Origin of the sequence: Paracoccus sp. pheM1, assembly GCF_018499825.1 — a bacterium.
GTDB lineage: Bacteria > Pseudomonadota > Alphaproteobacteria > Rhodobacterales > Rhodobacteraceae > Paracoccus > Paracoccus versutus.
Genome location: NZ_JAGXCX010000001.1, coordinates 830,874 through 856,173, shown reverse-complemented (window position 1 = coordinate 856,173; position 25,300 = coordinate 830,874). Strand labels below are relative to the sequence as shown.

The following is a 25,300-nucleotide window of genomic DNA, read 5'->3' as shown; positions in this document are numbered from 1 at the left end:
GCACTGCCGGACCGGGGGGCTGTCTGCCCCCCGGACCCCCCGAGAGTATTTGTGAAACGGAGAAAGGCTGATGGACGGCGATATGGGCGAGACGCTGGCGACCGTGGATCTGAAGGCCGAGTATGAATCCTCGGGCGTGCGCGAGATCCTGGACGAACTGGACCGCGAGTTGATCGGGCTGGCGCCGGTGAAGCAGAGGATCCGCGAGACGGCGGCGCTGCTGCTGGTAGACCGGGCGCGGCGCGACCTGGGGCTGGCCCATGAGGTGCCGACGCTGCACATGAGCTTTACCGGCAATCCCGGCACCGGCAAGACCACGGTGGCGCTGAAGATGGCCGGGCTGCTGCACCGGCTGGGCTATGTGCGCAAGGGCCACCTGGTTAGCGTGACCCGCGACGACCTGGTCGGGCAATATATCGGCCATACCGCGCCCAAGACCAAGGAAGTGCTGAAGAAGGCCATGGGGGGCGTCCTGTTCATCGACGAGGCCTATTACCTCTACAAGCCCGACAACGAGCGCGACTATGGCCAGGAGGCGATCGAGATCCTGCTGCAGGTGATGGAGAACAACCGCGACGACCTGGTGGTCATCATGGCCGGCTATGCCGACCGGATGGACCGCTTCTTCTCGGCCAATCCCGGCTTTCGCTCGCGCATCGCCCATCATATCGAATTTCCCGACTATACCGACGAGGAGCTGGGGCGGATCTCGGCCGCGATGCTGGAGAACCAGGGCTATGTCTTCGACGAGGCCGGGCGGGCGGCGATGGAGGAATATATCCGCCTGCGCCGCGAGCAGCCGCATTTCGCCAATGCCCGCTCGATCCGCAATGCGCTGGACCGGGCACGGCTGCGGCAGGCGAACCGGCTGTTTTCCGGCGAGGTGCCGGTCGATGCGCGGGCGCTGTCCACCATCACCGAAAGCGACATTCGCGCGAGCCGGGTGTTTTCCGGCGGGTTGGACATCGACGGCAGCCGCCGCATGATCGAGGATTGAGGGCGGGCCGCTTGCGGCCTGCCGGGGCTTGCCGGTCAGCCGGAAAGATCGGGACGGGCGGGTTGCCGCGGCGTGGCGAAGGTCTTGCGGAACCAGTCCTGCACCATCAGCTTGTCATAGACGAAGCGCCGGCTGTCGCCATGCCCGCGCGGGTCCGAGAGATAGTTCATGTCGGTCAGCCGTTCTTCGCCCGCGCGGATGACGGTGTCGCCCTGCATCAGCCGATAGCGCAGGTGGATGCGCGGCGGCGTGGTGTCGCGCAGGAAGCGCACGTCGTTGAAGCCGCTGCGCCAGGGTTCGAACTCGCCGGCAAGGTCGATGTCCAGCACCTCGATGGCAAGGCTTTGCCCGGCGGGCAGGGAGCGCGCGCCAAGCTCGGCAAACCAGCGGTCGAACTCGGCCAGGGCCGAGGTCCGGCTGCGTTCGCGGCGGAACTCGCGGTCGCGGAAGCTCTCGGGCGCGACATAGGTGACGGTGACGTTTCCCCCGGCCGATGCGGCCGGCCCGGCCATGGCGGCAGGCGCGGCGAGCGCCAGGGAAAGGGACAGGCAGATGGTCCTGAGCATGGCTTGCCTCCGCGCTTCCAGCCCTGTGCCAAGATATGGGCATGGGACGCGAAAAGTCAAAGCCGGGTTCAGGCCCTGGCGTCCTCGAGCATCATCCGCGCGGCCTTTTCGGCGATCATCATCACCGGGGCGTTGGTGTTGCCGCTGGTGATGGTCGGCATGACCGAGGCGTCGGCGATGCGCAGCCGGCCAAGCGCGCGCATCCGCAGCCGCGGGTCGACCACCGCCGCGTCGTCGGCGCCCATGCGGCAGGTGCCGACCGGGTGGAAGATCGTGGTGCCGATGGCGCCGGCGGCGCGGACCAGATCCTCGTCGCTCTGGAAGGCGATGCCGGGGATATGCTCCTCGGGGTCGAAGCGGTTGAAGGCGGGCTGCGCGGCGATCCTGCGGGTCAGGCGGATGGCGCGCGCGGCCACGTCGCGGTCGGCCTGGGTCGACAGGTAATTCGGCCGGATCGCGGGATGGGCGCGGAAATCCGGCCCGGCGACATGGACCGAGCCGCGGCTTTCCGGCCGCAGGTTGCAGACCGAGGCGGTCATCGCCGGGAAGGGATGCACCGGGTCGCCGAACTTGTCGAGGCTGACCGGCTGGACGTGGAACTCCAGGTCCGGCGTCGCCTTGTCCGGCCCCGAGCGGGTGAAGATGCCAAGCTGGCTGGGCGCCATCGACATCGGGCCCGAGCGTTTCAGCAGGTATTCCAGCCCGATCGACGCCTTGCCCATCAGGCGCGAGGCCTTTTCGTTCAGTGTCGGCACGCCGCGGACCTTGTAGACCAGCCGCAATTGCAGGTGGTCCTGCAGGTTCTCGCCCAGCGAGGGCACCTCGACCTGGGGCGCGATGCCGGCGGCCTGCAGCACCTCGCCGCGGCCGACGCCGGAATGTTCGAGGATCTGCACCGAGCCGATGGCGCCCGCGGCCAGCACCGTCTCGCGCGCGGAGCGGACCTCGCGCCGCTGGCCCTGGTGGTGAAAGACCACGCCCGCGACCTCGCCCGCCTCGATCACCAGCCGCTCGACCTCGGCGCCGGTCAGGATGCGCAGGTTCGGGCGGTGGCGCACCGGGCGCAGAAAGGCCTTCGCCGCGCTCCAGCGCCAGCCGCGGCGCTGGGTCACGTCGAAATAGCCGCCGCCCTCGTTGTCGCCGCGGTTGAAGTCCTCGGTCCGTGGGATGCCGGCCTGCTCGGCCGCCTCCATGAAGGCGTCGAGCACGGCCCAGCGGACCCGCGCCGTCTCGACCCGCAATTCGCCGCCGGCGCCATGCATGTCGTCGGCGCCGCGATAATGGTCCTCTTGCGCCTTGAACAGCGGCAGCACGTCGTCCCAGCCCCAGCCGGTGCAGCCGAGCTGGCGCCAATGGTCGTAATCCGCCGCCTGCCCGCGCATGTAGATCATGCCGTTGATCGAGGAACAGCCGCCCAGCACCCGGCCGCGCGGGTAAAGCAGCGCGCGGCCGTTCAGCCCCGGCTCGGGCTGGGTGCGAAAACCCCAGTCGGTACGCGGGTTGCCGATGCAATAGAGATAGCCGACCGGGATATGGATCCAGTGGTAATTGTCGCGCCCCCCGGCCTCGAGCAGCAGCACCCGGTTGCCGGGATCGGCGCTGAGGCGGTTGGCCAGCACGCAGCCGGCGCTGCCCGCGCCGATCACGATATAGTCGTAGCTTTCCATCGGACACTCCATGATGGCCCCCGCCGGCGCGGGGGCCGCACCATCACGATTCGGAACGGAACCCCATTTTCCGGCCGATTTTCGTTGCGAAGAACTCTCCCACCAGGCCGCGGCGGAACAGCAGCACGCAGACCATGAAGACGAGGCCGGTGATGATCGTCACCGGGAAGTCCGAGGTGGCCAGGTAGTTCTGCAACGTGACCACCAGGCCTGCGCCGACGATGGGACCCAGGAGCGTGCCGATGCCGCCCAGCAGCGTCATCAGGATCACCTCGCCCGACATCTGCCAGGTCACGTCGGTCAGCGTCGCGAACTGGAAGATCAGCGCCTTGACCCCGCCCGCCAGCCCCGCCAGCGCCGCCGACATCACGAAGGCGCCCAGTTTGTAGCGCTGCACCGAATAACCCAGCGAGATCGCGCGCTGCTCGTTTTCCCGGATCGACTTCAGGATCATGCCGAAGGGCGAGTTCACGAAACGCCGGATGATCAGGAGCCCGATCACGAACACCGCCAGCACGAAGTAATACATGTTCATCGGCCGGTTCAGGTCGATCAGCCCGAACAGGTGCCCGCGCGGCACCGACTGGATGCCGTCCTCGCCATGGGTGAAGGGCGCCTGCAGGCAGAAGAAGAAGAACATCTGCGACAGCGCCAGCGTGATCATGGCGAAATAGATGCCCTGGCGGCGGATGGCGATGGCGCCCATCACCAGCCCCAGCAAGGCCGCGCCGGCGACGCCCAGCAGGATGCCCGCCTCGGGCGACCAGCCCCAGACCTTGACCGCATGGGCGGTGAAATAGGCCGCGCCCCCGAAGAAGGTGGCATGGCCGAAGGACAGAAGCCCCGTGTAGCCCAGCAGCAGGTTGAAGGCCGAGGCAAACAGCGCGAAGGCCAGAAGCTTCATCAGGAAGATCGGGTAGAGGAACATCGGCGCCACCAGCAGCCCGGCCAGGGCGATGGCGACCAGCGCCAGTTGCACCTGCCCCGCGCGCGGATGGGCCGCGACATGTTCCGAGGCGACGGTTTCGGATTTTGCGGCCATGTCAGGCATCCTTTCCGAAAAGGCCCGCGGGCCGCAGGATCAAGACGATCGCCATGATGACGAAGATCACGATGTTCGAGGCCTCGGGGTAGAAGACCTTGGTCAGCCCCTCGACCACGCCCAGCATGTAGCCGGTGACGATGGCGCCCAGGATCGAGCCCATGCCGCCCACGACCACCACCGCGAAGACGATGATGATCAGGTTCGAGCCCATCAGGGGCGAGACCTGGTAGACCGGCGCCGCCAGCACGCCGGCAAAGCCCGCAAGCCCGGCGCCGAGCGCATAGGTCAGCGTCAAGAGCAAGGGCACGTTGACGCCGAAGGCCTGCACCAGCACCGGGTTTTCCGTCGCCGCGCGCAGGTAGGCGCCGAGCTTGGTCTTTTCGATCAGCAGCCAGACCCCGATGCAGACCGCCAGCGAGGCGATGACCACCCAGCCGCGATAGATCGGCAGGAACATGAAGCCCAGGTTCACCGCCCCGGTCAGCTGCGGGGGCGGCGCATAGGGCTTGCCCGAGGCGCCGAAGAAATAGCGGAAGGTGCCCTCGATCGCCAGCGCCAGGCCGAAGGTGAACAGGAGCCCGTAAAGGGGATCGAGCTTGTAGAGCCGCGACAGCATGGTCTTTTCGACCAGCGCCGCGAACAGGCCCACGAACAGCGGCGCCAGGATCAGCGCCAGCCAGTAGTTGATGCCGCCCACGGTCAGGAGCAGCAGCGCCGCGAAGGCGCCCAGCATGTATTGCGCGCCATGGGCGAAGTTGATCACGCGCAACAGCCCGAAGATCACCGCCAGGCCCAGCGACAAGAGCGCATAGAAGCTGCCGTTGATCAGCCCGACCAGCAATTGCCCCATCAGGGCCTGGAGGGGCACGCCGAAAATCATCGTCATCTCACACCCCCAGTTCCCGATGCAGCATGTCCATCTGCGCCGGCAGTTCGGCGACCGGGAACTCTGCCGTCATGCGGCCGTGGTCCATCAGGTAGAAGCGGTCGGCGACCTTGGCGGCGAAGCGGAAGTTCTGCTCGACCAGCACCACGGTCATGCCGCGGCCCTTCAGCTTCTGCAGCACCTCGCCGATGGCCTGGATGATGACCGGGGCCAGCCCCTCGGTCGGCTCGTCGAGCAAGAGGCAGCGCGCGCCGGTGCGCAGGATGCGCGCCATGGCCAGCATCTGCTGCTCGCCGCCCGACAGCTTGGTGCCCTGCGAATTGCGGCGCTCCTCGAGGTTCGGGAACAGCGCGTAGATCTCCTCGACCGACATGCCGCCCTCGGCGACCTTCGGCGGCAGCATCAGGTTCTCCTCGACCGAGAGGCTGGCGAAGATGCCGCGTTCCTCGGGGACGAAGCCCAGCCCGGCGCGGGCGGTCTGGTGCAGGGGCAGCGCCATCATGTCGCGCCCGGCGAACTGGATGCGGCCGGTGCGCTTGCGCAGGATGCCCATGATGCTGCGCAGCGTCGTGGTCTTGCCCATGCCGTTGCGGCCGAGGATGCAGATGGTCTCGCCTTCGTTCACATGCAGGTTCACGCCGTGCAGGACGTGGCTTTCGCCATACCAGGCCTGCAGGTCGCGGACGTTCAGAAGCGGCGCGCTCATGCCTCGGACCCCATATAGGCGGTGCGCACGCGCGGATCGGCCGAGACGGTGGCATAGTCGCCCCGCGCGATGATCTCGCCGCGCTGCAGCACGGTGACGTGGTGGCAGATGTCGGCGACGACGCTGAGGTTGTGCTCGACCATCAGCACGGCACGTTCGGCGGCGACGTCGCGGATGATGCCCGCGACCATGGCCACGTCCTCCTGCCCCATGCCGGCCATCGGCTCGTCCAGAAGCAGCACCTCGGGGTCGAGCGCGAGGGTGGTCGCGATCTCCAGCACGCGCTTGCGGCCATAGGACAGGTCGGCGGCGCGGTGGTCGCGGTATTGCGCCAGGCCCAGCTGCTCGATCAGCTGGTCGGCGCGCGCATCCAGCCGGTCGAGCGCGGACAGCGGCAGCCAGAACTGCGTCGAAAGCCCGTTGGGGCGTTGCAGCGCGACCTTGACGTTCTCGCGCACGGTCAGGTGCGGGAACACCGCCGAGATCTGGAAGCTGCGCACCAGCCCCATCCGCGCCACCTTGTCGGGCCGGGTGTTGGTGATGTCCTGGCCCAGGAGCGTGATCTGGCCCCGCGTCGGCTGCAGGAACTTGGTCAAGAGGTTGAAGACCGTGGTCTTGCCGGCGCCATTGGGCCCGATCAGCGCGTGGATGCGCGCATGCTCCACGTCCAGATCCACGTTGTTGACCGCCGTGAAACCCGCGAAGTCCCGGCCGAGGCCGCGGGCGGACAAGACCACCCGCGGCTCGGACTGCGTTGCAAGCGTCGCCGCCATCACTGGACCAGCGGGCAGCCGCTTTCGGCCGGGTTCAGGAAGGCCTGATCGCCCGGAATCGTGGCCAGGACGTTGTAATAATCCCAGTCCTCGGTCACGTCGCCGGGCGCCTTGACCTCCATCAGGTAGACGTCCTTGATCAGCCGGCCGTTGGGCCCGACCTTGCCGCCCTGGGCAAAGATGTCGTCCACCGGCATCTCGTGCATCTTGGCGGCGACGGCCTCGGTCTCGTCGGTCCCTGCCTCCTGGATCGCCTTGAGGTATTGGGTGACGGCGGAATAGGTGCCGGCATGGACCATGTTCGGCATGACGCCGGTGCGTTCCTTGAAGCGTTCGCCGAACTCGCGCGATTCCGGCGTGCGGTTCCAGTAGAAGCTTTCGGTCAGCGTCAGCCCCTGCGCGGCATCCAGCCCGATGCCATGCACCTCGGCCAGGGTGAAGAGCAGCGCCGCCAGGCGCTGGCCGCCGGCGGTGATGCCGAATTCGGCCGCCTGCTTGATGGCGTTCTGCGTGTCCATGCCGGCATTGGCCAGGCCGATGACCTTGGCCCCCGAAGCCTGGGCCTGGAGCAGGAACGAGGAATAATCCGTCGTCGCCAGCGGGTGGCGCACCGCCCCCGCGACCGTGCCGCCCTGCGACTTGACGAAATTGCCGGTCTGCTCTTCCAGCGAATAGCCGAAGGCATAGTCGGCGGTCAGGAAGAACCAGCTGTCGCCGCCCTCCTTCACCAGCGCGCCGCCGGTGCCCACGGCCAACGCATGGGTGTCATAGGCCCAGTGGAAGCCATAGGGGGTGCATTGCGGCCCGGTCAGCTCGGTCGTGGCCGCGCCGGTGTTGACGGTGATCTTCTTCTTTTCCTGGCTCAGCGCCTGCACCGCCAGGCCGACCGACGAGGTGGTCAGTTCCATGATCGCATCGACCTGCTCGGTGTCATACCATTGCCGGGCGATGTTCGAGGCGATGTCGGGCTTGTTCTGGTGATCGGCGGTGACGACCTCGACCGGCGCATCCAGCACCTTGCCGCCGAAATCCTCGACCGCCATCCGCGCGGCCTCATAGGAATACTTGCCGCCGAAATCGGCATAGACCCCGGACTGGTCGTTCAGGATGCCGATCTTGACCACCCCGTCCGAAACCTCGGCCAGGGCAGGCGTGGCAATAAGGCCGACCGCGGCGGTCGACAGCAGAATCTTTCGCATTATGTCCTCCCAAAGGCGCATCCCTTCCACCGGCCGCTTCTGCCTGCCGGGTGGGAATACTGTCCTGTTACCCGCGAGGGGGCTACTCTCGCCTTGCCCCTCCCGCATGGAACGATGCAGGCAATTCGGCTTTGACACAAGTGTTCAGAGAGGTTTAATTTCTTACAGGGCGTGTGCATTTTCGAACAGATGGCCAATCTCAGCTGGGACGACCTGCAATTCTTTCTGGCGGTTGTGCGCGAAGGGCAGCTTTCGCGCGCGGCGCGACAGCTGGGCACCTCGCATGTCACCGTCTCGCGCCGCATCGACCGGCTGGAGCAGGCGCTGAACACCCGCCTGTTCGAGCGCAATCCCCGCGGCTACGAGCCCACCCCCGCCGGCCAGCGCCTGATCGAGGCGGCCGAGCGGATGGAGCAGGCCGCCGGGCTGATCCCGCTGGAGCAATCCGCCGCCACCGGCCAGGCGCGGCCGCTGCGGCTGGCCATGCCCGAGGGCTTCGGCAGCCTGTTCTCGACCCATCTGCTGCCGGCCTTTGCCGCGGAATTTCCGCTGATCTCGCTGGAACTCATCACCATGCCGCAGGTGTTGTCGCTGTCGCGGCGCGAGGCGGACATCTCGATCACGCTGGACCCGGTCACGAGCGGCCCCTATCGCTCCGAGCGGCTGGTGGACTATACGCTGCACCTCTACGCCACGCGCGAGCATCTGCGCAGCCTGCCGCCGATCGCCAGCCCCGAGGATCTGCCCCGGCTGCGCTTCGTCGGCTATATCGAGGAGATGATCTTCGCCCCCGGCCTGGACTACCTGGGCGAGATCCATCCCGCGATCCGGGCCGGGGTGAAAAGCTCCAGCATCTTCAACCAGCTTGCGGCGGTGCGGGGCGGGCTGGGGATCGGAGTGCTGCCCTGGTATATCGCCGCGAAATATCCCGAATTGCAGATCGTGCTGCCCGAACGGGTCCGCCTGACCCGGACCTATTGGCTGACCTGCCACCGCGACCTGCGGGTGATGCAATGGGTGCGCGCGGTGATCGGCTTTCTGTCGGCAAGGCTGGCCGAACGCGGCCACGAACTGTCCCGCCCCCTCGGCCATGCCGGGCCGGGCTGAGGCCCGCCCGGCAAGCCCCTATGGGCGAGGAATCGATCAAATCCTTCGGAAATGCCTCGGGGCTTCGGCATGCCGCTTGACCTTCTCTTAACGTTCCTTTGCCAGAAGGGTCGCAATGAATGGCGACACGATGGGGGAAAGCCCGCCAGATGGCATCGCGACATGCCCTTCCGACGGCCCTGCTGGCGAGGGTTGCCCCAAAAGGCCCGTTTGCGCGGGGCATCGGCCGTCCACGATCCGCTGTATTCGACCGCGCTGGCCCTTGTCCTCGGCAGCGTCATGGGCAGCCCCGCCGCCTTGGCGCAGACCGTGGCCGCCAGCGGCGACGTGCTTCCCGGCATCCCGCCGCCCCCGCTTGCGGCCTGGAACCTTGCGTGGGCGTGAACGCCCAGGATGCAATCGACATCGACGGCGGCGGCGGAACGCTGGCGATCCAAGCGGGCGGCCGGCTGGACACAGAGCCCGGCGTCATCGGCAGCGAGGCCGGCAAGTCCGGCTGAGTCAACGTCATGGGCGACGGATCGAACGGCCATGGCCGTGCCTATGCCTCTCGGGGCAGCCTGCGGGCGGGGGCTGCCGGCAGCTTTGCGACCCTCGGCGCGCATGCCGTCGATGCCGGGGCCTCGCTCGACCTGGACGGGTTCGACCAGACCATCGGCTCGCTTTCCGGGGCCGGGGACGTCACGCTTGGCCAGGGCACGCTGACCACGGGCGGGGACGGCAGCGACACGGGCTTCGGCGGCACGATCTCGGGCACGGGCGGGTTGGTGAAAGAGGGCGGCGGCACCTTGATCCTGAGCGGCACCAACACCCACAGCGGCGACATCCTGGTGGCCGGCGGCGTGCTTCAACTGGGAAGCGGCAGCATCGGCACCCTGATGATCGCGGGCGACATGGAACTCGGCACCGGCTCCGTCCTCGGCTTTGATCTGGGCGCCCCCCGGCCCCCGGCGGCGGCACAAGCGATCACGTCACCGTCGGCGGGCAGCTGACCCTGGACGGCGTGCTCAGGCTTTCCAATGCGGGCGGCGCGGGCCTGGGCTATTACCGGCTGCTGAGCTATGGCGGGCTGACCGACCATGGCTTTGGGATCGCGACGACGCCGGCACTGGGAACAAGCACCTATGAAATCGTGACCGGCGGCGGCCATGTCGACCTGGTGGTCGGCACGGCGGCGATGCGGCGGTGAAGATCTGGCGCGGCGGCAGCGGCGTCTGGAGCGCGGCGAACCTAGCCTGGCGGGACCGTGGCGGCGACATCCCCATGGCCTTGGGCCGGCGGCCACGGCGCCTTCAACGGGACCGGAGGGCTGGTCGAGGTCCAGGGCGATTTGTCCTTCAAGGGCCTGCAATTCGTCGCCGACAGCTATGCCCTGGCCGGCGGCGGGATGCTGGAGACAGAGGCGGGCGGCGGCGAATTGCGCGTCCTTGCGGGGGCGACGGCCACCGTCGGCACCCGGATCGGCGGCACGGGTGCTCCCCTGTCGCTGCCGCTCCCGCTTACGATGGCACTGCAACTGTTCGGCGCTTGTGTCAATCGCGTGATGGCGGCGGGCGGCCCGCCTGGCAACCCTGCGGGGCTGCATTGCCGGCCGGAAGATCCGTGCCGACGGCGGGTCGATCCGGCCGGTCTTGACCTCTGCAGTTCGCACAACGCAGGCCGCCTTGCTCAGATGGCAGCCGGGGCAACTCCACCTCCCCCTCCGCGCCGAAGAGGGCGATCAGCCCATCCGCCGGCACCCCACGCCAGACCAGATAGTCCTAGCCGCCTGCATATTTCCGCCACGCGACCTCATCGCCCTCAAGCCGCAATTCGCGCAGTTACGGCGAGGCTTCCAGAATACCCGCAGTGCCCGCACGCCCGGGCTGCGTCTGGTGGAGGGCTTGTCCTTGGTCGAACGGTCCAAGGCTGCCTGCCTCGCCGCCAATCCTGTAAACCGATTTCCTGCCGGACACCACGCTGCGAAAATCAGAGGCCAGACTTCGAAAGCTCTGCTCTTGCAGGCTCGGCCGTGGCAGAACAGCCACAGATGCGGCGCGATTGCCGCAGCCTCGGCATTCTTTGCGTTGAAGACTTAATTCACAAATGGTTGAAGCCAGCAAGCGCGCGAGACGCCAGCCATCCCTGACCCTTTCCAACAGGAGCATGCGATGGCGACGCCTTTCCCGCGCCCGACCACGGGCACCGCACTCTGTCTGCTGATGTCACTGCCGGTCTTCGCCGGTTCCGCCTTGGCACAGGAGACAACCACCGAGGACACGGTCGTCCTTGAAACGATCGTGATCACCGCCGAGGAACAGGCCAAGCAGGCGCTCGGCACCTCGACCGTGACAGCCGAGGACATCGAGAAAGCCCCTCCGGTCAACGATATTTCCGAAGTCGTGCGCAAGATGCCCGGCGTGAACCTGACCGGCGCCACCGCCAGCGGCCAGCGCGGCAACCAGCGCCAGATCGACATTCGCGGCATGGGGCCGGAAAACACCCTGATCCTGATCGACGGCAAGCCGGTCATGTCGCGCAACTCGGTCCGTATGAGCCGCAATGGCGAACGCGACTCGCGCGGCGATTCGAACTGGGTGCCCGCCGAAATGATCGAGCGCATCGAGGTGCTGCGCGGTCCGGCGGCGGCGCGCTATGGCTCGGGCTCGTCGGGCGGGGTGGTCAATATCATCACCAAGCGCCCCGAGACCTTCTCGGGCCAGGTCGGGATGCATTACAATTCGCCCGAAAGCCGCAAGGAAGGCGACACGGTGCGCAGCAACTTCATGCTGGCCGGGCCCGTGGGTGAAAACCTGACCTTCCGTCTGTTCGGCAACTACAACAAGACCGACGGCGACGCCCCCGACATCAACCGCGTTCCCTTGCTGGATGATGATGGAAGTCCGGTTCTGGACGACGACGGCAACCCGGAATATCTCAACCTCGCGGGCCGCGAAGGCGTGGTGAACAAGGATCTGGGCGGCTTGCTGAGCTGGCAGGTCGCGCCCGGTCATGTCATCGACTTCGAGGCGAATTTCTCGCGCCAGGGCAACATCTATGCCGGCGACACGATGTTCGGCAGCGTGAAAGAGGATCAGGACGGCGTCAACCTGATCGGCACCGAGACCAACCGCATGTATCGCCGCGCCCTGTCCCTGACCCATCGCGGCGAGTATGATTTCGGCGAGTCGTTCAGCTATCTGCAATGGGAAAACACCCGCAATGCCCGGCTTTGCGAAGGCACGGCCGGCGGAGGCGAAGGCGCGATCACCAATTGCGTCGATACCGATGGCGACGGGGAAAACGACGCGATGGCGTTCAGCACCATCACGCTGGACAACATCACCGCCAAAAGCGAATGGATCCTGCCGATGAAGCTTGCCGGCCGGGACAGCCGCGTGACCTTCGGCGCCGAATATCGCGGCGAGTTCATGGAGGACGGCGTGTCGATCCGCGGCGGGCTCGACCCTTCGCTGGTGCCCGATACCGGCGTCGATCCCGACGGCGAGAACCGCGACCCCAAGACCGACCAGCAGACCATCGGGCTTTACGCCGAGGCGAACATCCAGTGGAACGACAAGCTGACCCTGACCCCCGGCCTGCGCTTCGATTATAATGACAATTTCGGCAGCGCATGGTCGCCCAGCCTGAACGCGACCTATGCCTTCAACGACGAATGGACGATGAAGCTGGGCGTGGCGCGGGCCTTCAAGGCGCCGAACCTGTATCAGCTGAACCCGAACTACGTCTATGTCACCCGAGGCAATGGCTGCCCCTATGTCGACGGCGTGCGCCTCAGCGGTCCCTGCTACGTTCTGGGCAACCCGGATCTGGAGGCCGAGCGCAGCCTGAACAAGGAGATCGGCGTCGCTTATGCCGGTCACAACGACATCAGTGCCAGCCTGACCTGGTTCCACAACGACTATGACAACCGCATCGCCTCGGGCCGGATCCAGCACAACCCGGATGCGACGACAAACCGTCTGTTCCGCTGGGAAAACCAGAAGAACGCGGTGATCTCGGGGATCGAGGGCAATTTCTCGACCCCGCTGGGCGAAAGCTTCGCCTTCAACACGAACTTCACCAAGATGATCAAGTCCGAGGACGAGAACGGCCAGCCGCTGAGCCTGGTGCCGGACTATACGATCAACGCCTCGCTCGACTGGTATGCCACGCCTGACCTGACCCTGACGCTGGGTGCGACCCACTACGGCAAGATCGAGCCGGCGACGATCGGCAACAGCATGGGCAACGAGATCGAGGATCCCGAAACCCGCGGCAGCTATACGCTGGTCAATCTGGGTGCTAACTGGGCGGTAAGCGAGTCGGCGCGGCTGTCGGCCGGGGTGACGAACCTTTTCGACAAGCGGATCCTGCGCACCAATACCAGCGACGGAACGAACACCTTCAACGAACCGGGGCGCGCCTTCTATATCGGGCTGACCTCGACCTTCTGACGCGACGGGGCGGTCCCGCCCCTCGCGCCGAAAAGCCCCCGTGACGGCGGTGCCTCGTGCGCCGCCGTTTCCCTATATACACTCAAGTGAGCTCAAATGATGCCGTGGCGCGCCTGATCTGCCAGGTCCGCCGGACGAGGGCCGCGACGAAGGCCGCGGTCAGGATCAGGACGATGGTCGGCGCCGGTGCGCTGTCCAGGAAGAAGCTGGCGTGGACCCCGGCCAGCATCGCCCCCATGCAGACCGCGACAGCCACGATCAGCATCCGTCCGAAGCTGCGCACCAGCAGGAAGGCGATGGCCCCCGGCGCGATCAAGAGGCCCACCGCCAGGATCAGTCCCGTGGCGGTCATCGTGGCGACGCTGGCCAGCGACAGGATGGTCAGCAGCCCGTAATGCAGCAGCCCGACCGGCAGGCCGGAGGCCCGCGCCTGCACCGGATCGAAAGCGTGCAGCATCAGGTCCTTCCACTTCAGGGCCAGCACGACGGAAACCGGCACGGCGATCCACAGCGCGGTGCGCAGGTCCGCCGGCACGATCCCCAGCATGTTGCCGAACAGGATATGGTCCAGATGCACGTCCGAGGTGATCGAGGTGTAAAGGACGATCCCCAGCCCGAACATGCCCGAGAAGACGACGCCCATGACCGTGTCCTGCTTGACCCGGCTGTTGGCCGACAGATAGCCCGTCGCCAGCGCCGTCACCATCCCGGCGCCGAAGGCCCCGAGGATCAGCGGAAAGCCGAAGATATAGGCCAGCACCACGCCGGGCAGCACCGCATGGCTGACGGCGTCGCCCATCAGGGCCCAGCCCTTCAGCACCAGGAAGCACGACAGCAGCGCCGTCGGCACCGAGACGATGGCGGCGATCAGGAAGGCATTCTGCATGAAGCCGAACTGGAACGGCATCAGAAGCGTGTCGATCATTGCGCGCCTCCCTCTGCCAGAAGCGCCGCGCGGGCCTTGGCGCGGGCGGCCAGCAGCCCGTGCTTGGGCGCCCAGACGAAGGCGCTAAGAAAGACCAGCGTCTGCAGCAAGACGATGATCCCGCCCGTGGCGCCATCCAGGAAATAGCTGAGATAGGCGCCGAGGAAGCTGGTGGCCGCGCCGATGGCGACCGAAAGCGCGATCAGCCGCGGGAAGCGGTCGCAGAGCAGATAGGCCGTGGCGCCGGGCGTCACCACCATGGCGATGACCAGGAACGCCCCCACGGTCTGCATCGCCGCCACCACGCAGGCCGACAGCAGGACGAAGAACACGCCCTTCAGCAGCCCCGGCCGCAATCCGATGGAACGCGCATGGGCCTCGTCGAAGAAGACCACCATCAGATCCTTCCATTTCAGCGCCAGCACCGCCAGCGAAACAAGGCCGATGAGGGCGAGTTGCAAGGTATCCTCGGGCGTGATGGCCAGGATGTTGCCCATGGTGATGGTCTGCACGGAAACCGCCATCGGGTTGATCGAGACCATGAACAGCCCCAACCCGAAGAACGCGGTGAAGATCAGGCCGATCACCACATCGACCTTGAGCCCCGAGCGATCGGACAGAAACAGCATCGCCGCCGCCGCCAGCCCGCCCGAGATGAAGGCGCCAAGCGCGAAGGGCAGGCCCAGCATATAGGCCCCGGCGACGCCCGGCACGACCGAATGGGACAGCGCGTCGCCGATCAGCGACCAGCCCTTGAGCATGAGGTAGGCCAACAGGAACGCGCAGACCCCGCCGACCAGCGCCGAGACCCACATGGCGTTCGTCATGTAGTGATAGCCGAAGGGTTCAAGCAGCAGGTTCATCGGACGCCCTCGCGCGTGCGGGTGCGGTCGCCATATTGCACCAGCGGGCGTTCGTCGTCGGTCAGGATGGTGACGTGGCGGCTGTCCTCGTCGTCATGCAGCGCCTGCCCGCCCAGGGTGAAATGGCGCAGCACGCCGCCGAAGGCCGCCTCGAGGTTTTCGCGGGTGAAGGTGGTCTCGGTCGGGCCATGGGCCAGCACGGTGCCCTTGACCAGCACCACCCGGTCGCAGAATTCCGGCACCGAGCCCAGGTTGTGGGTCGAGACCAGCATCACCCGCCCCTCGTCCCTCAATTCGCGCAGCAGCGCCACGATCTGCTCTTCGGTCTTGACGTCGACGCCGGTGAAGGGCTCGTCCAGCAGGATGACGCGGCCGTCCTGCGCCAGCGCGCGGGCCAGGAAGACGCGCTTCTTCTGGCCGCCGGACAGCTCTCCGATCTGGCGATGGCGGTAGTCCTGCACGTTGACGCGGGCCAGCGCCCGCCCCACCGCGTCGCGATCCGCCTGCGACGGGCGGCGCAGGAAACCCATGTGGCCGTAGCGGCCCATCATCACCACGTCCTCGACCAGAACCGGAAAGGACCAGTCCACCTCCTCGGCCTGGGGCACATAGGCGATCAGGTTGCGGCGCAGCGCCTCGCGGACCGTCATGCCCAGCAGCCTGATCTCGCCCCTGGCCACCGGCACGAAACCCATGATCGCCTTGAAAAGCGTCGATTTCCCGGAACCGTTCACGCCGACCAGCGCGGTGACGGTCCCCGTGGGAATCGCGAAACTGGCATTGCGTAGCGCGGTCAGGCCGTTGCGGTAGGTCACCGACACGTCGCGCGCCACGATGCCACCGCCGGGGTCCGTCCCAGGATCGCTGTCCCTCATGGTCATTCTGTCGTCGCGCATCATGGTCATCGCTTTCTGCCGGAACGGGACGGCCGCCCTTTGAACGGGAAACCCGCCGCGCGGAAGGCGCCGCGGCAGGGCAGTCCTTTTGCAAGCCAGGCCTTAGCTCACGCCGGCCGCGAGCCCTTTCGCCACGGTCTCGGACGTGACCTTCAACAGGTCCAGGTAGGTCGGCACCGGCCCGTCCGACTCGGACAGGCTGTCCACGTAAAGAACGCCGCCGTAATGCGTTCCCGTTTCGCGCGCGACCTGTTCGGCGGGCGCGGTATTCACCGTGCTTTCGCAGAAGACGGTGGGGATCTGATGCTCCTTCACCCCGTCGATCACCGCACGCACCTGCTGCGGCGTGCCCATCTGGTCCGAGTTCATCGGCCAGAGATACAGTTCCTGCATCCCGAAATCGCGGGCCAGATAGCTGAAGGCGCCTTCGCAGGTCACCAGCCAGCGCCGGTCCTCGGGGATGCGGGCGATCTCGGCCTTCAGCGGCTCAAGCGTGGCGCGAAGCTGCTTCTTGTAGGCGTTGGCGTTCCTGACATAGCTTGCCGCGTTCTGCGGGTCGTGTTCGCTGAAAGCCTCGGTGATGTTGTCGATGTAGATCAGCGCGTTGTCGAGACCCATCCAGGCATGGGGATTGGGCTTGCCCTCATAGGCGCCGGCGGCGATCGGGATCGGGTCGATGCCCTCGGTCAGCGTGGCCGAGGGGACATCGCCCAGGTTGACCAGAAACTTCTCGAACCAGAGTTCCAGGTTCATGCCGTTCCAGAGGATCAGGTCGGCATCCTGCGCGGCAATGATGTCCTGCGGCGTCGGCTCATAGCCGTGGATCTCGGCCCCCGGCTTGGTGATCGACACCACCTCGGCGGCATCCCCCGCCACCTGCCTTGCCATGTCGGCGATCACGGTGAAGGTCGTCACCACCTTCATCTTGTCCTCGGCCGTCGCGGCGCCCGCCATCAGCGCCGTTGCCGTCACCGCACCAAGCAGGCGCGCCAGTGTCGAAGACATGGGAATTCCTTTCCTGTTTCCATGGTCGAAAGCCCGCCTGCAAGGCCAGTCGCAGCATAGTTGCGAGCGAGTCGCAGTAAGGAATATCGATTCGAAGCAATATTGCAAGTGCAATTCACTTGCATCTGTGCTTGACGAATGACGGCGCTTTCGCCATCCATTGTTGCGACTTGCTCGCAACAATGTCGGAGCCGCCAATGACCGCCAGCGATGACAGCCCATTCGGTTCCCACCGCGCCCGCAGCATCCTGGCCGAAGCGGGCCTGCGGGCGACGCGCCAGCGGCTCGCCATCGTGGACATCCTGTCCGGGCAGCCACCGCGCCATGTCTCGGCGGAAGATCTTTTCGACGCATTGCAGAGCCGCGGCGCACCGGGATCCCTGAGCAGGGTCTATGGCAGCCTGAAACGCTTTTGCGAAACCGGGTTGGTGCGGCGCGTGCCGGCCTATGGCAACACGGTCTGGTATGAAGGGCGAAGATCACCATCATTTCTATATCGACGAAGAGGATCGCTTGCTCGACATCCCGGCTGGGATGATCCACCTCGCCGAGCTTCCCCCTGCCCCGCTGGGCTATGAGCTTGCGGGTATCGACGTGCTGTGCCGCATCCGCCGCACCGCGTCGGAAGCCGGACCGGGCGCAAGCCGCGGCGCACAGACACGGTGACGCCCCTTCCGATCCGAAGGGCGCCCGACGCCCGAGCGATGTCGCGCCGCCGGCATGGTCATTCCCAAGGAGAAGACGATGAATGCCTTTACAGACCTCGATGCCATGAACGCCGCCTCCGCGACGCCGGCCGGCCGCGACCACCTCTGGCTCGAACTGACAGCCATCGCCAACAAGGCGTTTTCAGCCGGAGAACATGCTGCGGCCAGGACGCTCTACATGCGGGCCCTGACCGAGGCGGAGCGGCTTTTCGCGCTGCAACGACCCGAGGCGCTGACCGTTCCCCTGCCGGTGATCGTCAATGTCTCGTGCCACAACCTGGCGGCGCTTCTGGTCCATGAGGGCAAGGACGCCGAGGCGACGGAACCCCTTGCCCGCGCCTTCGACCTGCTGACCGGGACCGCGAGCCGGCGCTCCGCCCCGATAGCGTTGCGGATCAGCTGTGCGCAGCATCTGAAATATGCCCTGGCCGAACTGGCGGCGCATATCGGCAAGCAAGGCGCGACCGGGGCGGAAATCGACAGCCATGTCGCCCGCGCGAAAGCCGCCGCGCTTTCGGTGCATCATGCCGTCGAGCATCTGCGCCGCATCGCGCAATCGGCCTGCGGGCATTGCCGCCTGCTCAACTGATCCGCCCGGTCGGCATCGGGATTGCCGGACCAGGACGGCACCTCCCGCAGGATGCAGGCCGGGAACCATTGACCCAAGCCAGAAGGGTCGAGGGGCATGAAGGCCCTGACCGATGCGATGAAGAACATGCTGGCGAAACAGACGCCGATCCAGGCGACGGTGACGAAAACCGGCATCCCGACCATCGACCCAAGCGCAGCCTGTGGGTCCATGACGACACGCCGATCTTCGACGAAAAACCGGCGGCCAGACGCCGAAGACGACGCAAAGCGGATCGAAGATCGCCGTGGCGGTGATCGACCACGAAAAGCTGGACGACTATCGCTTTCTCGGCACGCCCCAGATCGTCGGCGCGGACGCCCCCTTCGACAATGCCGTGGCATTCGCCGGAAACGGGATGAAGGCGCCGAAATGCGCCGTTCTGGTCCATAGAGACGATTTGCTCACCCGACGCGGGCAGGCGGATGGATGACCCGACGGCCTGATCGCGGCCGAGATGGAACCGGCGCCTCCAAGGGCTGAAGGCAGGCGCCGGGCTAACCTTTACCCCCAGCGACGGATTCGCAGCGGCAGTCGCCCCATGCCGCGTCGTGCTTCGTCATCCGGCCCAGCGGCGGCAGGGTGCGGACACCCCGACCCAGGCCGGCCGGAACGGTCCCGGATGCCGGGCGGGATAGGGTGATGACCCCCGCAGGCCGAACTGCTATCGTGCCTGCTCACCCGCCGGGGGACCAACAGGGCGAAATCGAGCGAATGACCGTGAATCTCGAAAAGAAGCTGGCCGAGCTCTGCAAGGAAAAGGGCATGCGCCTGACCGGCCAGCGCCGGGTGATCCTGCAGGTTCTGAGCGATTCAGCCGACCATCCCGACGCCGAGGAACTTCATCGGCGGGTAAGCAAGATCGCGCCGGGGATCTCGATCGCCACGGTCTATCGCACGGTCAGCACGCTCGAAAGCTGCGGGCTGATCGAACGCCACAGCTTCGCCGACGGGCGCGCGCGCTACGAAACCAGCGGCTCGGAACACCACGACCATTTCATCAATGTCGAGACGGACGAGGTGATCGAGTTCCGCTGCGACGAGATCGAGCAATTGCAGGACAGGATCGCCCGCGAACACGGTTTCGAAATCGTTGGCCACCGGCTGGAGATCTACGTCAGGCCGAGAGACGACAAGAATGGCGGCAAGTAGCGACCAGGATCAGCGCGATCCGCGACGTCAGGCGGCGCAGCAGAGGAGATCCACGATCCTTTCCGCCTTTCCGGGGCAGAGATGCAGGAACAGCGCGGGTTCGATCAGCTCGATCTCGGTCACCAGAAATTCACGCCCTGGCCGGGCGATGCCATCCACCCGCACATAGGCCGGGGGCGTGGGCAGCGCCGCAAGCGCGCGGCGGGCCACCTCGATGACGGCCTTGTCGGGCCGGATCCGTTCCAGCGCAACGCCATATTGCGAGTTCGCCCGCCACTCTCCTGCAGCGGGACGGCGCAGAACGGCATGTGAGAATGCGCCGCCGAAAAAGGTAAGCGTGGTCTCGCCCGTCTCGCCGATATCGGCCTGAAACTCCTGAAGGACATGCGCGCCCGGCGGCATCTGCGGCCAGTTCCCGATCCGGGCCAGTTCAAGCAGCGTGACGCCGTTCCCGCTCTGCCCGATGGCGGGTTTCAGGACCGCCCTGCCCCAGCCCTCTTCCCGCATCCGCGCCGCGACCGTCCCGGCAGAGGGATCGGCGATCACATGGGTCCGGGGCACAGGAACGCCGCGCGCGGCAAGGTCCAGCAGGTAGGACTTCTCCATATTCCACAACATCAGGTCCGGCGCGTTGGCAAAGCGGCCACCCCCTGCCGCGATCCGGGCGATCCAGTCGCGGAACGCCCGCGGGGCGGCGGCATAGTCCCAGGCACAAAGCGGCAGGATGACCCGCGCGGTCAGGAAGGCCTGCTCATCGACGCTCTGCCAGGGCAGGCAGGCTCGTGGATGAGGTTCTGGTCCAGCAGCGCCGCCTGCGAGACCGGGATCGCCTCGACGACATGGGCGGTGCCGGTGCGCAGCGCCGCCGCGCGGGCCGTACCGTCGGGGACGTAATCGGCGTCGATCCCGGCGACCTGCGCGCGTTCGCCCCAGTAGCCGTCGAAACGGTCCAGCTTCGCGCTGGTGGTGCCGTTGATCTCCTTCAGCACAAAGGGCCCGGTGCCCGCCTCGATCGGGTTCACGCGACCGTCCGCCCCATAGGCGCGCTCGGCCAGGATCGCCAGTTGCGGACTGGACAGCCGGTTCGGGATCAGCGGATCGACATCGCGCGACCGCACCAGCACGGCGTCGTCGCCATCGGCGGTGATTTCCAGTTCCACCCCGTCGAGGATGCGCGGCTTCGGCGCGGCCTGCGTGGCGGCAACCAGCGAGGCGACGACCCGTTCCGGCGTCAGATCGGTGCCATCATGGAACTTGACGTCCTTGCGGATGACGAAACGCCAGGTGTGGTCGTCCACCTGCGCCCATGCGGTGGCAAGGAAGGGCTGCGGCAGCCCGTCCGGGTCCAGCCGGATCAGGGTTTCCGCCGCGCTCCAGCGCGACAGCTTGAAGGCATCGTCCGACAGCGGCGTCAGCCCCGAACGCGGCGGCTGCAACATCGCCAGCCGGATGCGGGCGTTGTCGTCATGCGGGGCGGCGTCCTGTGCAAGGCCAGGGCCGGCGGACAGCATCAGCGCGCCCAGCAGCGACAGGACGAGGGGTTTTCGGGTTGCGAGCATCGGTTGCACTCCATTCATGGCGGACGCAGGCGCCGCCGGACAGCGGTTGGTTTTCAGGCGGGGGGCCTACGCCTGCGGCGCGGGCAGCCTTGCGGTATCGGGCAATGCCGCCGCGACCAGTTCGCGGGCGGCGGGGTGGTGCGGATCGGCCAGCAACTCGGCACTGGGGCGATCCTCGACGATGGCGCCGTCATACATCACCACCGTGCGGGTGCAGAGCCGCGCCACATCCACGATGTCATGCGACACAATCAGCAGCCCGGTGCCCTGGTTCTCCGACAGATCCCGCAGCACCGCGGCAACCTGTCGGCGGATCGGCAGGTCGAGGCCGCTCATCGGCTCGTCGGCCAGCAGGAAAGCGGGGCGCGTGGCGATGGCGCGGGCGATGGCCACCCGCTGTGCCTGGCCGCCGGAGAGTTCATTGCGGCGGCGCAGTAGGAGCTCCGGCCCGAGCCCGACCCGTTCCAGCGATTCACGGATGCGGACATCGTGGTCGCAATCCACACCAAGGCGGCGCAGCGGCTCGGCGATCTGCTGGCGCACCGTCATACGCGGGTCCAGCGAGGCCGCCGGGTCCTGCGGGATGTATTGCACCGATTGCCGATACCAGCGCAGTTCCGCCATGCCCGCCGGTCGGACCGGCTTGCACTGGCACAGGATATGCCCGCAATCGGGCGCGTCGATGGCGAGCAGCGAGCGCAGCAGCGTCGTCTTGCCTGAACCCGAGGCGCCCACCAGCGCCACCCGCTCACCCGGCCACAGCGCGAAATCGACCCCGCGCAGCACCATGCGGCGTTCGGGCTTGCGCCACAGGCCCGCCGGGACCGGAAAGCTGCGCTCAAGCCCGCTGACCGACAGGAAAGAGCCATCCTCGTTCATGAGAAGGGCGTTCATCAAGCAACCTCGCGGACGATATGCAGCCCCTCGCAGGCGCAATCGACCAGTTCGCAGGTGAAGGAATGACGCGGGCGATTCAGGATCTGGTCGATGGGACCATCCTCGACGATCCGCCCCTCGGCCAGGATCAGCGCCCGGTCGCAGACCCGCATCGCCGCCGACAGATCATGCGTGACCAGCAACAAGCCGGGGCTGCCGGGCGCGCTGGTCTTTTGCTTCAGCACCTCCAGCACCTGCGCCTGCGTCACCACGTCCAGCGCCGTCGTCGGCTCATCCGCGACAATCAGCCCGGTGCGGCAGGCCAGCGCCAGCGCGATGCAAACCCGCTGCCGCTGGCCGCCCGAAATCTCGGCCGGGCTGGTCCGCAGGAAGGCGTCGGTGCCGGGCAGGCCGATGGAGGCCAGCAGGGCACGGACCTCCTCCCGCGCCGCCCCAGCATCCAGCCCGCCATGCCGCCGCAGCGGTTCCTCAAGCTGCGATCCGATGGAGACCAGTGGGTTCAGCGCCGATTGCGTGTCCTGGAACACCATCGCCACTCGCGCATCGGCGGGACGCTGCGGCACACGGATGTTCAGCACCTCATGGCCGTTCACGCGCACGCTGCCGCTGCATTGCGCGCGCGTCGAGATCAGCCCAAGGATCGCCACCGCCGTCATCGATTTGCCGGAGCCTGATGCCCCCAGCAGGCAGATCCGCTCGCCGCGCGCAACGGTGAAGTTGAGCGGACCGACGATCTCGCGCGGACCGAAGGAGATCCGCAGCCCCGCGACCTCCAGCATTGCCGTTCTGTCCATACCCGCACCTGCATCCGCGTCGATAGCTGTCCGGCGTTCAGGAAGACAATGTAATGCTATTACATGTCAAGAGCAGCAGTGATGTTATTACGTGCGATCCTGCTTTTTCCGGACCCATAGGCCTGACAACGCAATACGAAGAGCCGTTAAATCCCCGCGCAGCGGTCTCAGCGCGCCGCACGACATGAAAGCATCCATTCGTCGGCGAAGGCAGCCCCGACATTCGACGTAATCTTCTGTCCCATCGCGACAAGCGCATCCAGCAGCGCCAGTTCGTCGGCATGGCGACGGCGTGCCGCCTCGCCGTCTGCCCGCCTTACCCGGATCTCGCATCCTTGCCGGCCGGCGATCCGCAGAGGAGAGGACAGCCGATAGGTGGTGTAGTAACCCGGATCATACATCCTTATCGAGATCGCGCCCTGCGCGCAGGTGCTTGCCCCCTCGGCTCGGGGACCGCCCGCAGTCTGAACCTCGCCATCGTCCATCGGGGCGGTGAATGCAGTTCAGACACGAGATAGAACCATGAAATCCAGAATTCTGGCCGCCCCGATGCTGGGCGCGCTTTTCCTTGGCCTCCTTGCCGCCTCGGCCTCGGCCGATCCCGTAACGCATGGAGATCTGCTGCTTTCGGACGGCTATGTCCGCGCCATGCCGCCCAATGCCCCGGTGGCCGGCGGTTATGTCACCATCGCCAACAAGGGCAGCCAGGAGGACCGGCTGGTCGCGGCCCGCTCGACGCGGGCGGGCGCGCTGCATATCCACGAGATGACCAGGAAGGGCGACGTGATGAAGATGCGCGAACTGCCCGATGGCCTGCCAGTCCCGGCCGGTGGCTCGGTCGAGCTGAAGCCCGGCGGCTATCACCTGATGTTCATGCAGGTGCCGACCCCCTTTGCCGAGGGCGATACCGTCGAGACGACACTGGTCTTCGAGAAAGCGGGCGAAATCGCCCTGCCGTTCGAGGTGCGCGCCATGAATGCCACACCCGCCGCCGACCAGGGCCATACCTCTGATCATTCGGGCCATTGAGCGCCCGTTCCCAGCCAACATCGGTCCTGCCTCGGCGGGCCAACGCATGCGAGGACTCCATGTCTGCAATTCCCAATACCGCTCGCCAGGGTGTGGGCGACCTTTATCGCGCCGTCTGGCGTTGGCATTTTACGCGGGCCTGCTGGTGCTGCCCTTCATGATCACGCTGTCGATCAACGGCGCGATGTATGTCTTCCGCAACGAGATCGACAACTGGTATCACGCCGACCTCAAGCGCGTGCAGGTGCAGGACAGCCAAAGGCTGGCACCGACCGCGCAGGTCGCCTCGACCCTGGATGCGGTTCCGGGCACGGCGGTCAAATACACCGATCCGGCCGACCCCGGCGCCTCGACCAAGATCACCGTCAGCACGGAGCGCGGCAAGATGGCGGTCTATGTGAACCCCTATAACGGCTTGGTGCTGGGCGCGATGCCGGATCGTTCGACGATCATGTGGACGATCCGCACGCTGCACAGCTTCAAGTATTTCGGCACCTGGACGCGCTATGTCATCGAGATCGCGGCGGGCTGGTCGATCCTGCTGGTCGGCACCGGCACCTGGCGGTGGTGGCCGCGCGGGCAAAAGGGCGGCATCGTCTCCGTTCGGGGCAAGCCGCAGCGCCGGGTGTTCTGGCGCGACCTGCATGCGGTGACGGGGCTGCTCGTGGGCCTCTTCATCGTCTTCTTGGCCGTCACCGGCATGCCCTGGTCGGGCGTCTGGGGCAGCAAGGTGAACGAATGGGCCAACGGCAACAACTTCGGCTATCCCGACGGGGTGCGGGTGAACGTGCCAATGTCGCAGCAGAAGCTGGATCAGATTGCCAAGACCTCGTGGTCGCTGGAACAGGCGCAGATCCCTGAAAGCCCGGTGCCCGGCGGCACCCCGATCACCCTGGACGATGCGATCGCGTCCTTCGACCGGCTGGGTCTGCATCGCGGCTATGCCGTCAACCTGCCGCAGAAGCCCGAAGACATGTTCAGCGGTTCGGTCTATCCCGACGACCTCACTCAGCAGCGTGTGGTGCACCTGGACCAATATAGCGGGCAGCCGCTGCTGGACATGGGCTATGCCGATTACGGTCCGCTGGGGAAATGGCTGGAATGGGGGATCAACACCCATATGGGCCAGTCCTTCGGCGTGCTGAACCATGCCGCGATCACGGCGATCGAAGGGCGCAGCACCGCGGCGACGCGGATGGCCGGGCTGCTCGTTGACGAATGGACTCCCGAGCGGATCCGGGATTTGGAGGCCAGCCTCTATATCGGCTTCAATGCGGGTGGCGACAAACCGGCGCAGTCCGCGGCCGCCGATGGCATCGGTCGCTCCATCCCCGGCCCGGAAGTGCATGAGCCGCGCCCGGCGGCTTGCCCGGCAAGCCCGGTCACCGGCCCTGCCCCCACGCAACCCGACCTGCCCGACGCGGCCCCCGCAACGCAGCCCTGGTCCATCACGGAGTAACCCC

General features: G+C 66.6%; 29 protein-coding genes. 13 read left to right on the top strand and 16 right to left on the bottom strand.

Features of this window, described 5'->3' with window-relative positions; all coding sequences use genetic code 11:
• The first annotated feature begins 70 nt into the window (after positions 1 to 70).
• Positions 71 to 997, top strand: coding sequence for a CbbX protein (cbbX, locus tag KF941_RS04265; protein ID WP_214272629.1), 927 nt, complete (start codon positions 71 to 73; stop codon positions 995 to 997).
• 35 nt (positions 998 to 1,032) lie between these two features.
• Here the strand turns inward: cbbX and KF941_RS04260 are convergent, their stop codons facing one another.
• The 7 genes from KF941_RS04260 to KF941_RS04230 all read right to left on the bottom strand — a co-directional run bounded on the left by KF941_RS04260 (position 1,033) and on the right by KF941_RS04230 (position 7,839).
• On the bottom strand, positions 1,033 to 1,563 hold the full coding sequence (locus KF941_RS04260; protein ID WP_214272628.1) for a DUF3016 domain-containing protein: 531 nt from the start codon (positions 1,561 to 1,563) through the stop codon (positions 1,033 to 1,035).
• A gap of 68 nt (positions 1,564 to 1,631) precedes the next feature.
• Positions 1,632 to 3,230, bottom strand: a complete 1,599-nt coding sequence (locus tag KF941_RS04255) for a GMC family oxidoreductase N-terminal domain-containing protein (RefSeq protein ID WP_214272627.1) — start codon at positions 3,228 to 3,230, stop codon at positions 1,632 to 1,634.
• 43 nt (positions 3,231 to 3,273) lie between these two features.
• Positions 3,274 to 4,272 (bottom strand): branched-chain amino acid ABC transporter permease, encoded by a 999-nt coding sequence (locus KF941_RS04250; RefSeq protein WP_036757655.1) that lies wholly within the window; start codon positions 4,270 to 4,272, stop codon positions 3,274 to 3,276.
• A gap of 1 nt (position 4,273) precedes the next feature.
• On the bottom strand, positions 4,274 to 5,161 hold the full coding sequence (locus KF941_RS04245; protein WP_214272626.1) for a branched-chain amino acid ABC transporter permease: 888 nt from the start codon (positions 5,159 to 5,161) through the stop codon (positions 4,274 to 4,276).
• 1 nt (position 5,162) lies between these two features.
• The gene (locus KF941_RS04240; RefSeq protein ID WP_036757657.1) at positions 5,163 to 5,867 is read right to left on the bottom strand and encodes an ABC transporter ATP-binding protein; all 705 of its coding nucleotides are present in this window, start codon (positions 5,865 to 5,867) and stop codon (positions 5,163 to 5,165) included.
• On the bottom strand, positions 5,864 to 6,640 hold the full coding sequence (locus KF941_RS04235; protein WP_072463153.1) for an ABC transporter ATP-binding protein: 777 nt from the start codon (positions 6,638 to 6,640) through the stop codon (positions 5,864 to 5,866). The genes KF941_RS04240 and KF941_RS04235 overlap by 4 nt, the downstream gene beginning before the upstream one ends.
• Entirely contained in the window at positions 6,640 to 7,839 is a 1,200-nt protein-coding gene (locus KF941_RS04230; protein ID WP_116222848.1) for an ABC transporter substrate-binding protein, read from the bottom strand. The genes KF941_RS04235 and KF941_RS04230 overlap by 1 nt, the downstream gene beginning before the upstream one ends.
• A 189-nt stretch (positions 7,840 to 8,028) precedes the next feature.
• Between KF941_RS04230 and KF941_RS04225 the strand changes: the two genes are divergently transcribed.
• The 6 genes from KF941_RS04225 (at position 8,029) to KF941_RS04205 (ending at position 13,382) form a co-directional block, all read left to right on the top strand.
• Positions 8,029 to 8,946 carry a LysR family transcriptional regulator gene (locus tag KF941_RS04225; protein ID WP_114537477.1) on the top strand — a complete coding sequence of 306 codons (918 nt, stop codon included), beginning with the start codon at positions 8,029 to 8,031 and terminating at the stop codon, positions 8,944 to 8,946.
• Between the two features lie 210 nt (positions 8,947 to 9,156).
• Positions 9,157 to 9,330: a hypothetical protein gene (locus KF941_RS04220; protein WP_214272625.1), complete on the top strand. Its 174-nt coding sequence runs from the start codon at positions 9,157 to 9,159 to the stop codon at positions 9,328 to 9,330.
• Positions 9,321 to 9,446, top strand: coding sequence for a hypothetical protein (locus KF941_RS28280; protein ID WP_275600364.1), 126 nt, complete (start codon positions 9,321 to 9,323; stop codon positions 9,444 to 9,446). Before KF941_RS04220 ends, KF941_RS28280 begins: the two co-directional genes overlap by 10 nt.
• Positions 9,447 to 9,455: 9 nt before the next feature.
• Positions 9,456 to 9,938 carry an autotransporter-associated beta strand repeat-containing protein gene (locus KF941_RS04215; RefSeq protein ID WP_214272624.1) on the top strand — a complete coding sequence of 161 codons (483 nt, stop codon included), beginning with the start codon at positions 9,456 to 9,458 and terminating at the stop codon, positions 9,936 to 9,938.
• An 11-nt stretch (positions 9,939 to 9,949) separates the two neighbouring features.
• The gene (locus tag KF941_RS04210) at positions 9,950 to 10,135 is read left to right on the top strand and encodes a hypothetical protein (protein ID WP_214272623.1); all 186 of its coding nucleotides are present in this window, start codon (positions 9,950 to 9,952) and stop codon (positions 10,133 to 10,135) included.
• A 961-nt stretch (positions 10,136 to 11,096) separates the two neighbouring features.
• Positions 11,097 to 13,382: a FepA family TonB-dependent siderophore receptor gene (locus KF941_RS04205; protein ID WP_214272622.1), complete on the top strand. Its 2,286-nt coding sequence runs from the start codon at positions 11,097 to 11,099 to the stop codon at positions 13,380 to 13,382.
• A gap of 82 nt (positions 13,383 to 13,464) precedes the next feature.
• On the opposite strand, the gene KF941_RS04200 is transcribed toward KF941_RS04205, so the two are convergent.
• From KF941_RS04200 to KF941_RS04185, 4 genes are all read right to left on the bottom strand, one after another.
• Complete coding sequence (locus tag KF941_RS04200; protein WP_036757660.1) at positions 13,465 to 14,307, bottom strand: metal ABC transporter permease; 843 nt, start codon at positions 14,305 to 14,307, stop codon at positions 13,465 to 13,467.
• Positions 14,304 to 15,170, bottom strand: a complete 867-nt coding sequence (locus KF941_RS04195; protein WP_214272621.1) for a metal ABC transporter permease — start codon at positions 15,168 to 15,170, stop codon at positions 14,304 to 14,306. Before KF941_RS04195 ends, KF941_RS04200 begins: the two co-directional genes overlap by 4 nt.
• Positions 15,167 to 16,051, bottom strand: coding sequence for a manganese/iron ABC transporter ATP-binding protein (locus KF941_RS04190; protein WP_276315856.1), 885 nt, complete (start codon positions 16,049 to 16,051; stop codon positions 15,167 to 15,169). The genes KF941_RS04195 and KF941_RS04190 overlap by 4 nt, the downstream gene beginning before the upstream one ends.
• A 117-nt stretch (positions 16,052 to 16,168) precedes the next feature.
• Positions 16,169 to 17,071 carry a metal ABC transporter substrate-binding protein gene (locus KF941_RS04185; RefSeq protein ID WP_214272620.1) on the bottom strand — a complete coding sequence of 301 codons (903 nt, stop codon included), beginning with the start codon at positions 17,069 to 17,071 and terminating at the stop codon, positions 16,169 to 16,171.
• A gap of 465 nt (positions 17,072 to 17,536) precedes the next feature.
• Here KF941_RS04185 and KF941_RS27810 point away from each other — a divergent pair, with 465 nt between their 5' ends.
• The 4 genes from KF941_RS27810 (at position 17,537) to KF941_RS04165 (ending at position 19,558) form a co-directional block, all read left to right on the top strand.
• Positions 17,537 to 17,737, top strand: a complete 201-nt coding sequence (locus KF941_RS27810; protein ID WP_240540215.1) for a hypothetical protein — start codon at positions 17,537 to 17,539, stop codon at positions 17,735 to 17,737.
• Positions 17,738 to 17,815: 78 nt separating this feature from the next.
• On the top strand, positions 17,816 to 18,367 hold the full coding sequence (locus KF941_RS04175; protein ID WP_072463141.1) for a hypothetical protein: 552 nt from the start codon (positions 17,816 to 17,818) through the stop codon (positions 18,365 to 18,367).
• Between the two features lie 286 nt (positions 18,368 to 18,653).
• Complete coding sequence (locus tag KF941_RS04170; protein ID WP_208861644.1) at positions 18,654 to 18,839, top strand: hypothetical protein; 186 nt, start codon at positions 18,654 to 18,656, stop codon at positions 18,837 to 18,839.
• A gap of 281 nt (positions 18,840 to 19,120) precedes the next feature.
• Positions 19,121 to 19,558 carry a Fur family transcriptional regulator gene (locus KF941_RS04165; RefSeq protein ID WP_181180826.1) on the top strand — a complete coding sequence of 146 codons (438 nt, stop codon included), beginning with the start codon at positions 19,121 to 19,123 and terminating at the stop codon, positions 19,556 to 19,558.
• 27 nt (positions 19,559 to 19,585) lie between these two features.
• Here KF941_RS04165 and KF941_RS04160 read toward each other — a convergent pair whose 3' ends face one another.
• The 5 genes from KF941_RS04160 to KF941_RS04140 form a co-directional block, all read right to left on the bottom strand.
• A complete protein-coding gene (locus KF941_RS04160; protein WP_214272618.1) occupies positions 19,586 to 20,164 on the bottom strand; it encodes a hypothetical protein in 579 nt (192 codons plus the stop codon).
• A 131-nt stretch (positions 20,165 to 20,295) separates the two neighbouring features.
• Positions 20,296 to 21,117 (bottom strand): ABC transporter substrate-binding protein, encoded by an 822-nt coding sequence (locus KF941_RS04155; RefSeq protein ID WP_214272617.1) that lies wholly within the window; start codon positions 21,115 to 21,117, stop codon positions 20,296 to 20,298.
• A gap of 66 nt (positions 21,118 to 21,183) precedes the next feature.
• Entirely contained in the window at positions 21,184 to 22,011 is an 828-nt protein-coding gene (locus KF941_RS04150; RefSeq protein ID WP_214272616.1) for a dipeptide/oligopeptide/nickel ABC transporter ATP-binding protein, read from the bottom strand.
• The gene (locus KF941_RS04145; RefSeq protein WP_214272615.1) at positions 22,011 to 22,808 is read right to left on the bottom strand and encodes an ABC transporter ATP-binding protein; all 798 of its coding nucleotides are present in this window, start codon (positions 22,806 to 22,808) and stop codon (positions 22,011 to 22,013) included. Before KF941_RS04145 ends, KF941_RS04150 begins: the two co-directional genes overlap by 1 nt.
• A 167-nt stretch (positions 22,809 to 22,975) precedes the next feature.
• Positions 22,976 to 23,293 (bottom strand): DUF1007 family protein, encoded by a 318-nt coding sequence (locus KF941_RS04140; RefSeq protein ID WP_072463134.1) that lies wholly within the window; start codon positions 23,291 to 23,293, stop codon positions 22,976 to 22,978.
• Between the two features lie 37 nt (positions 23,294 to 23,330).
• On the opposite strand from KF941_RS04140, the gene KF941_RS04135 reads away from it, so the two are divergent.
• Complete coding sequence (locus KF941_RS04135; protein ID WP_214272614.1) at positions 23,331 to 23,837, top strand: copper chaperone PCu(A)C; 507 nt, start codon at positions 23,331 to 23,333, stop codon at positions 23,835 to 23,837.
• Positions 23,838 to 23,958: 121 nt separating this feature from the next.
• Entirely contained in the window at positions 23,959 to 25,296 is a 1,338-nt protein-coding gene (locus KF941_RS04130; protein ID WP_240540214.1) for a PepSY domain-containing protein, read from the top strand.
• Positions 25,297 to 25,300: the final 4 nt, after the last annotated feature.

Excerpts from the sequence above, each read along its gene's own strand:
- KF941_RS04255 (WP_214272627.1), bottom strand. The coding sequence starts at position 3,230 with ATGGAAAGCTACGACTATATCGTGATCGGCGCGGGCAGCGCCGGCTGC.
- KF941_RS04190 (WP_276315856.1), bottom strand. The coding sequence starts at position 16,051 with ATGACCATGAGGGACAGCGATCCTGGGACGGACCCCGGCGGTGGCATC.
- KF941_RS04175 (WP_072463141.1), top strand. The coding sequence starts at position 17,816 with ATGAATGCCTTTACAGACCTCGATGCCATGAACGCCGCCTCCGCGACG.
- KF941_RS27810 (WP_240540215.1), top strand. The coding sequence starts at position 17,537 with ATGAAGGGCGAAGATCACCATCATTTCTATATCGACGAAGAGGATCGC.
- KF941_RS04140 (WP_072463134.1), bottom strand. The coding sequence starts at position 23,293 with ATGGACGATGGCGAGGTTCAGACTGCGGGCGGTCCCCGAGCCGAGGGG.
- KF941_RS04195 (WP_214272621.1), bottom strand. The coding sequence starts at position 15,170 with ATGAACCTGCTGCTTGAACCCTTCGGCTATCACTACATGACGAACGCC.
- KF941_RS04135 (WP_214272614.1), top strand. The coding sequence starts at position 23,331 with ATGAAATCCAGAATTCTGGCCGCCCCGATGCTGGGCGCGCTTTTCCTT.
- KF941_RS04245 (WP_214272626.1), bottom strand. The coding sequence starts at position 5,161 with ATGACGATGATTTTCGGCGTGCCCCTCCAGGCCCTGATGGGGCAATTG.
- KF941_RS04260 (WP_214272628.1), bottom strand. The coding sequence starts at position 1,563 with ATGCTCAGGACCATCTGCCTGTCCCTTTCCCTGGCGCTCGCCGCGCCT.
- KF941_RS04235 (WP_072463153.1), bottom strand. The coding sequence starts at position 6,640 with ATGGCGGCGACGCTTGCAACGCAGTCCGAGCCGCGGGTGGTCTTGTCC.
- KF941_RS04185 (WP_214272620.1), bottom strand. The coding sequence starts at position 17,071 with ATGTCTTCGACACTGGCGCGCCTGCTTGGTGCGGTGACGGCAACGGCG.
- KF941_RS04165 (WP_181180826.1), top strand. The coding sequence starts at position 19,121 with ATGACCGTGAATCTCGAAAAGAAGCTGGCCGAGCTCTGCAAGGAAAAG.
- KF941_RS04215 (WP_214272624.1), top strand. The coding sequence starts at position 9,456 with ATGGGCGACGGATCGAACGGCCATGGCCGTGCCTATGCCTCTCGGGGC.
- KF941_RS04150 (WP_214272616.1), bottom strand. The coding sequence starts at position 22,011 with ATGAACGCCCTTCTCATGAACGAGGATGGCTCTTTCCTGTCGGTCAGC.
- KF941_RS04200 (WP_036757660.1), bottom strand. The coding sequence starts at position 14,307 with ATGATCGACACGCTTCTGATGCCGTTCCAGTTCGGCTTCATGCAGAAT.
- KF941_RS04155 (WP_214272617.1), bottom strand. The coding sequence starts at position 21,117 with ATGCTCGCAACCCGAAAACCCCTCGTCCTGTCGCTGCTGGGCGCGCTG.
- KF941_RS04205 (WP_214272622.1), top strand. The coding sequence starts at position 11,097 with ATGGCGACGCCTTTCCCGCGCCCGACCACGGGCACCGCACTCTGTCTG.
- KF941_RS04250 (WP_036757655.1), bottom strand. The coding sequence starts at position 4,272 with ATGGCCGCAAAATCCGAAACCGTCGCCTCGGAACATGTCGCGGCCCAT.
- KF941_RS04145 (WP_214272615.1), bottom strand. The coding sequence starts at position 22,808 with ATGGACAGAACGGCAATGCTGGAGGTCGCGGGGCTGCGGATCTCCTTC.
- KF941_RS04160 (WP_214272618.1), bottom strand. The coding sequence starts at position 20,164 with ATGGAGAAGTCCTACCTGCTGGACCTTGCCGCGCGCGGCGTTCCTGTG.
- KF941_RS04230 (WP_116222848.1), bottom strand. The coding sequence starts at position 7,839 with ATGCGAAAGATTCTGCTGTCGACCGCCGCGGTCGGCCTTATTGCCACG.
- KF941_RS04225 (WP_114537477.1), top strand. The coding sequence starts at position 8,029 with ATGGCCAATCTCAGCTGGGACGACCTGCAATTCTTTCTGGCGGTTGTG.
- cbbX (WP_214272629.1), top strand. The coding sequence starts at position 71 with ATGGACGGCGATATGGGCGAGACGCTGGCGACCGTGGATCTGAAGGCC.
- KF941_RS04240 (WP_036757657.1), bottom strand. The coding sequence starts at position 5,867 with ATGAGCGCGCCGCTTCTGAACGTCCGCGACCTGCAGGCCTGGTATGGC.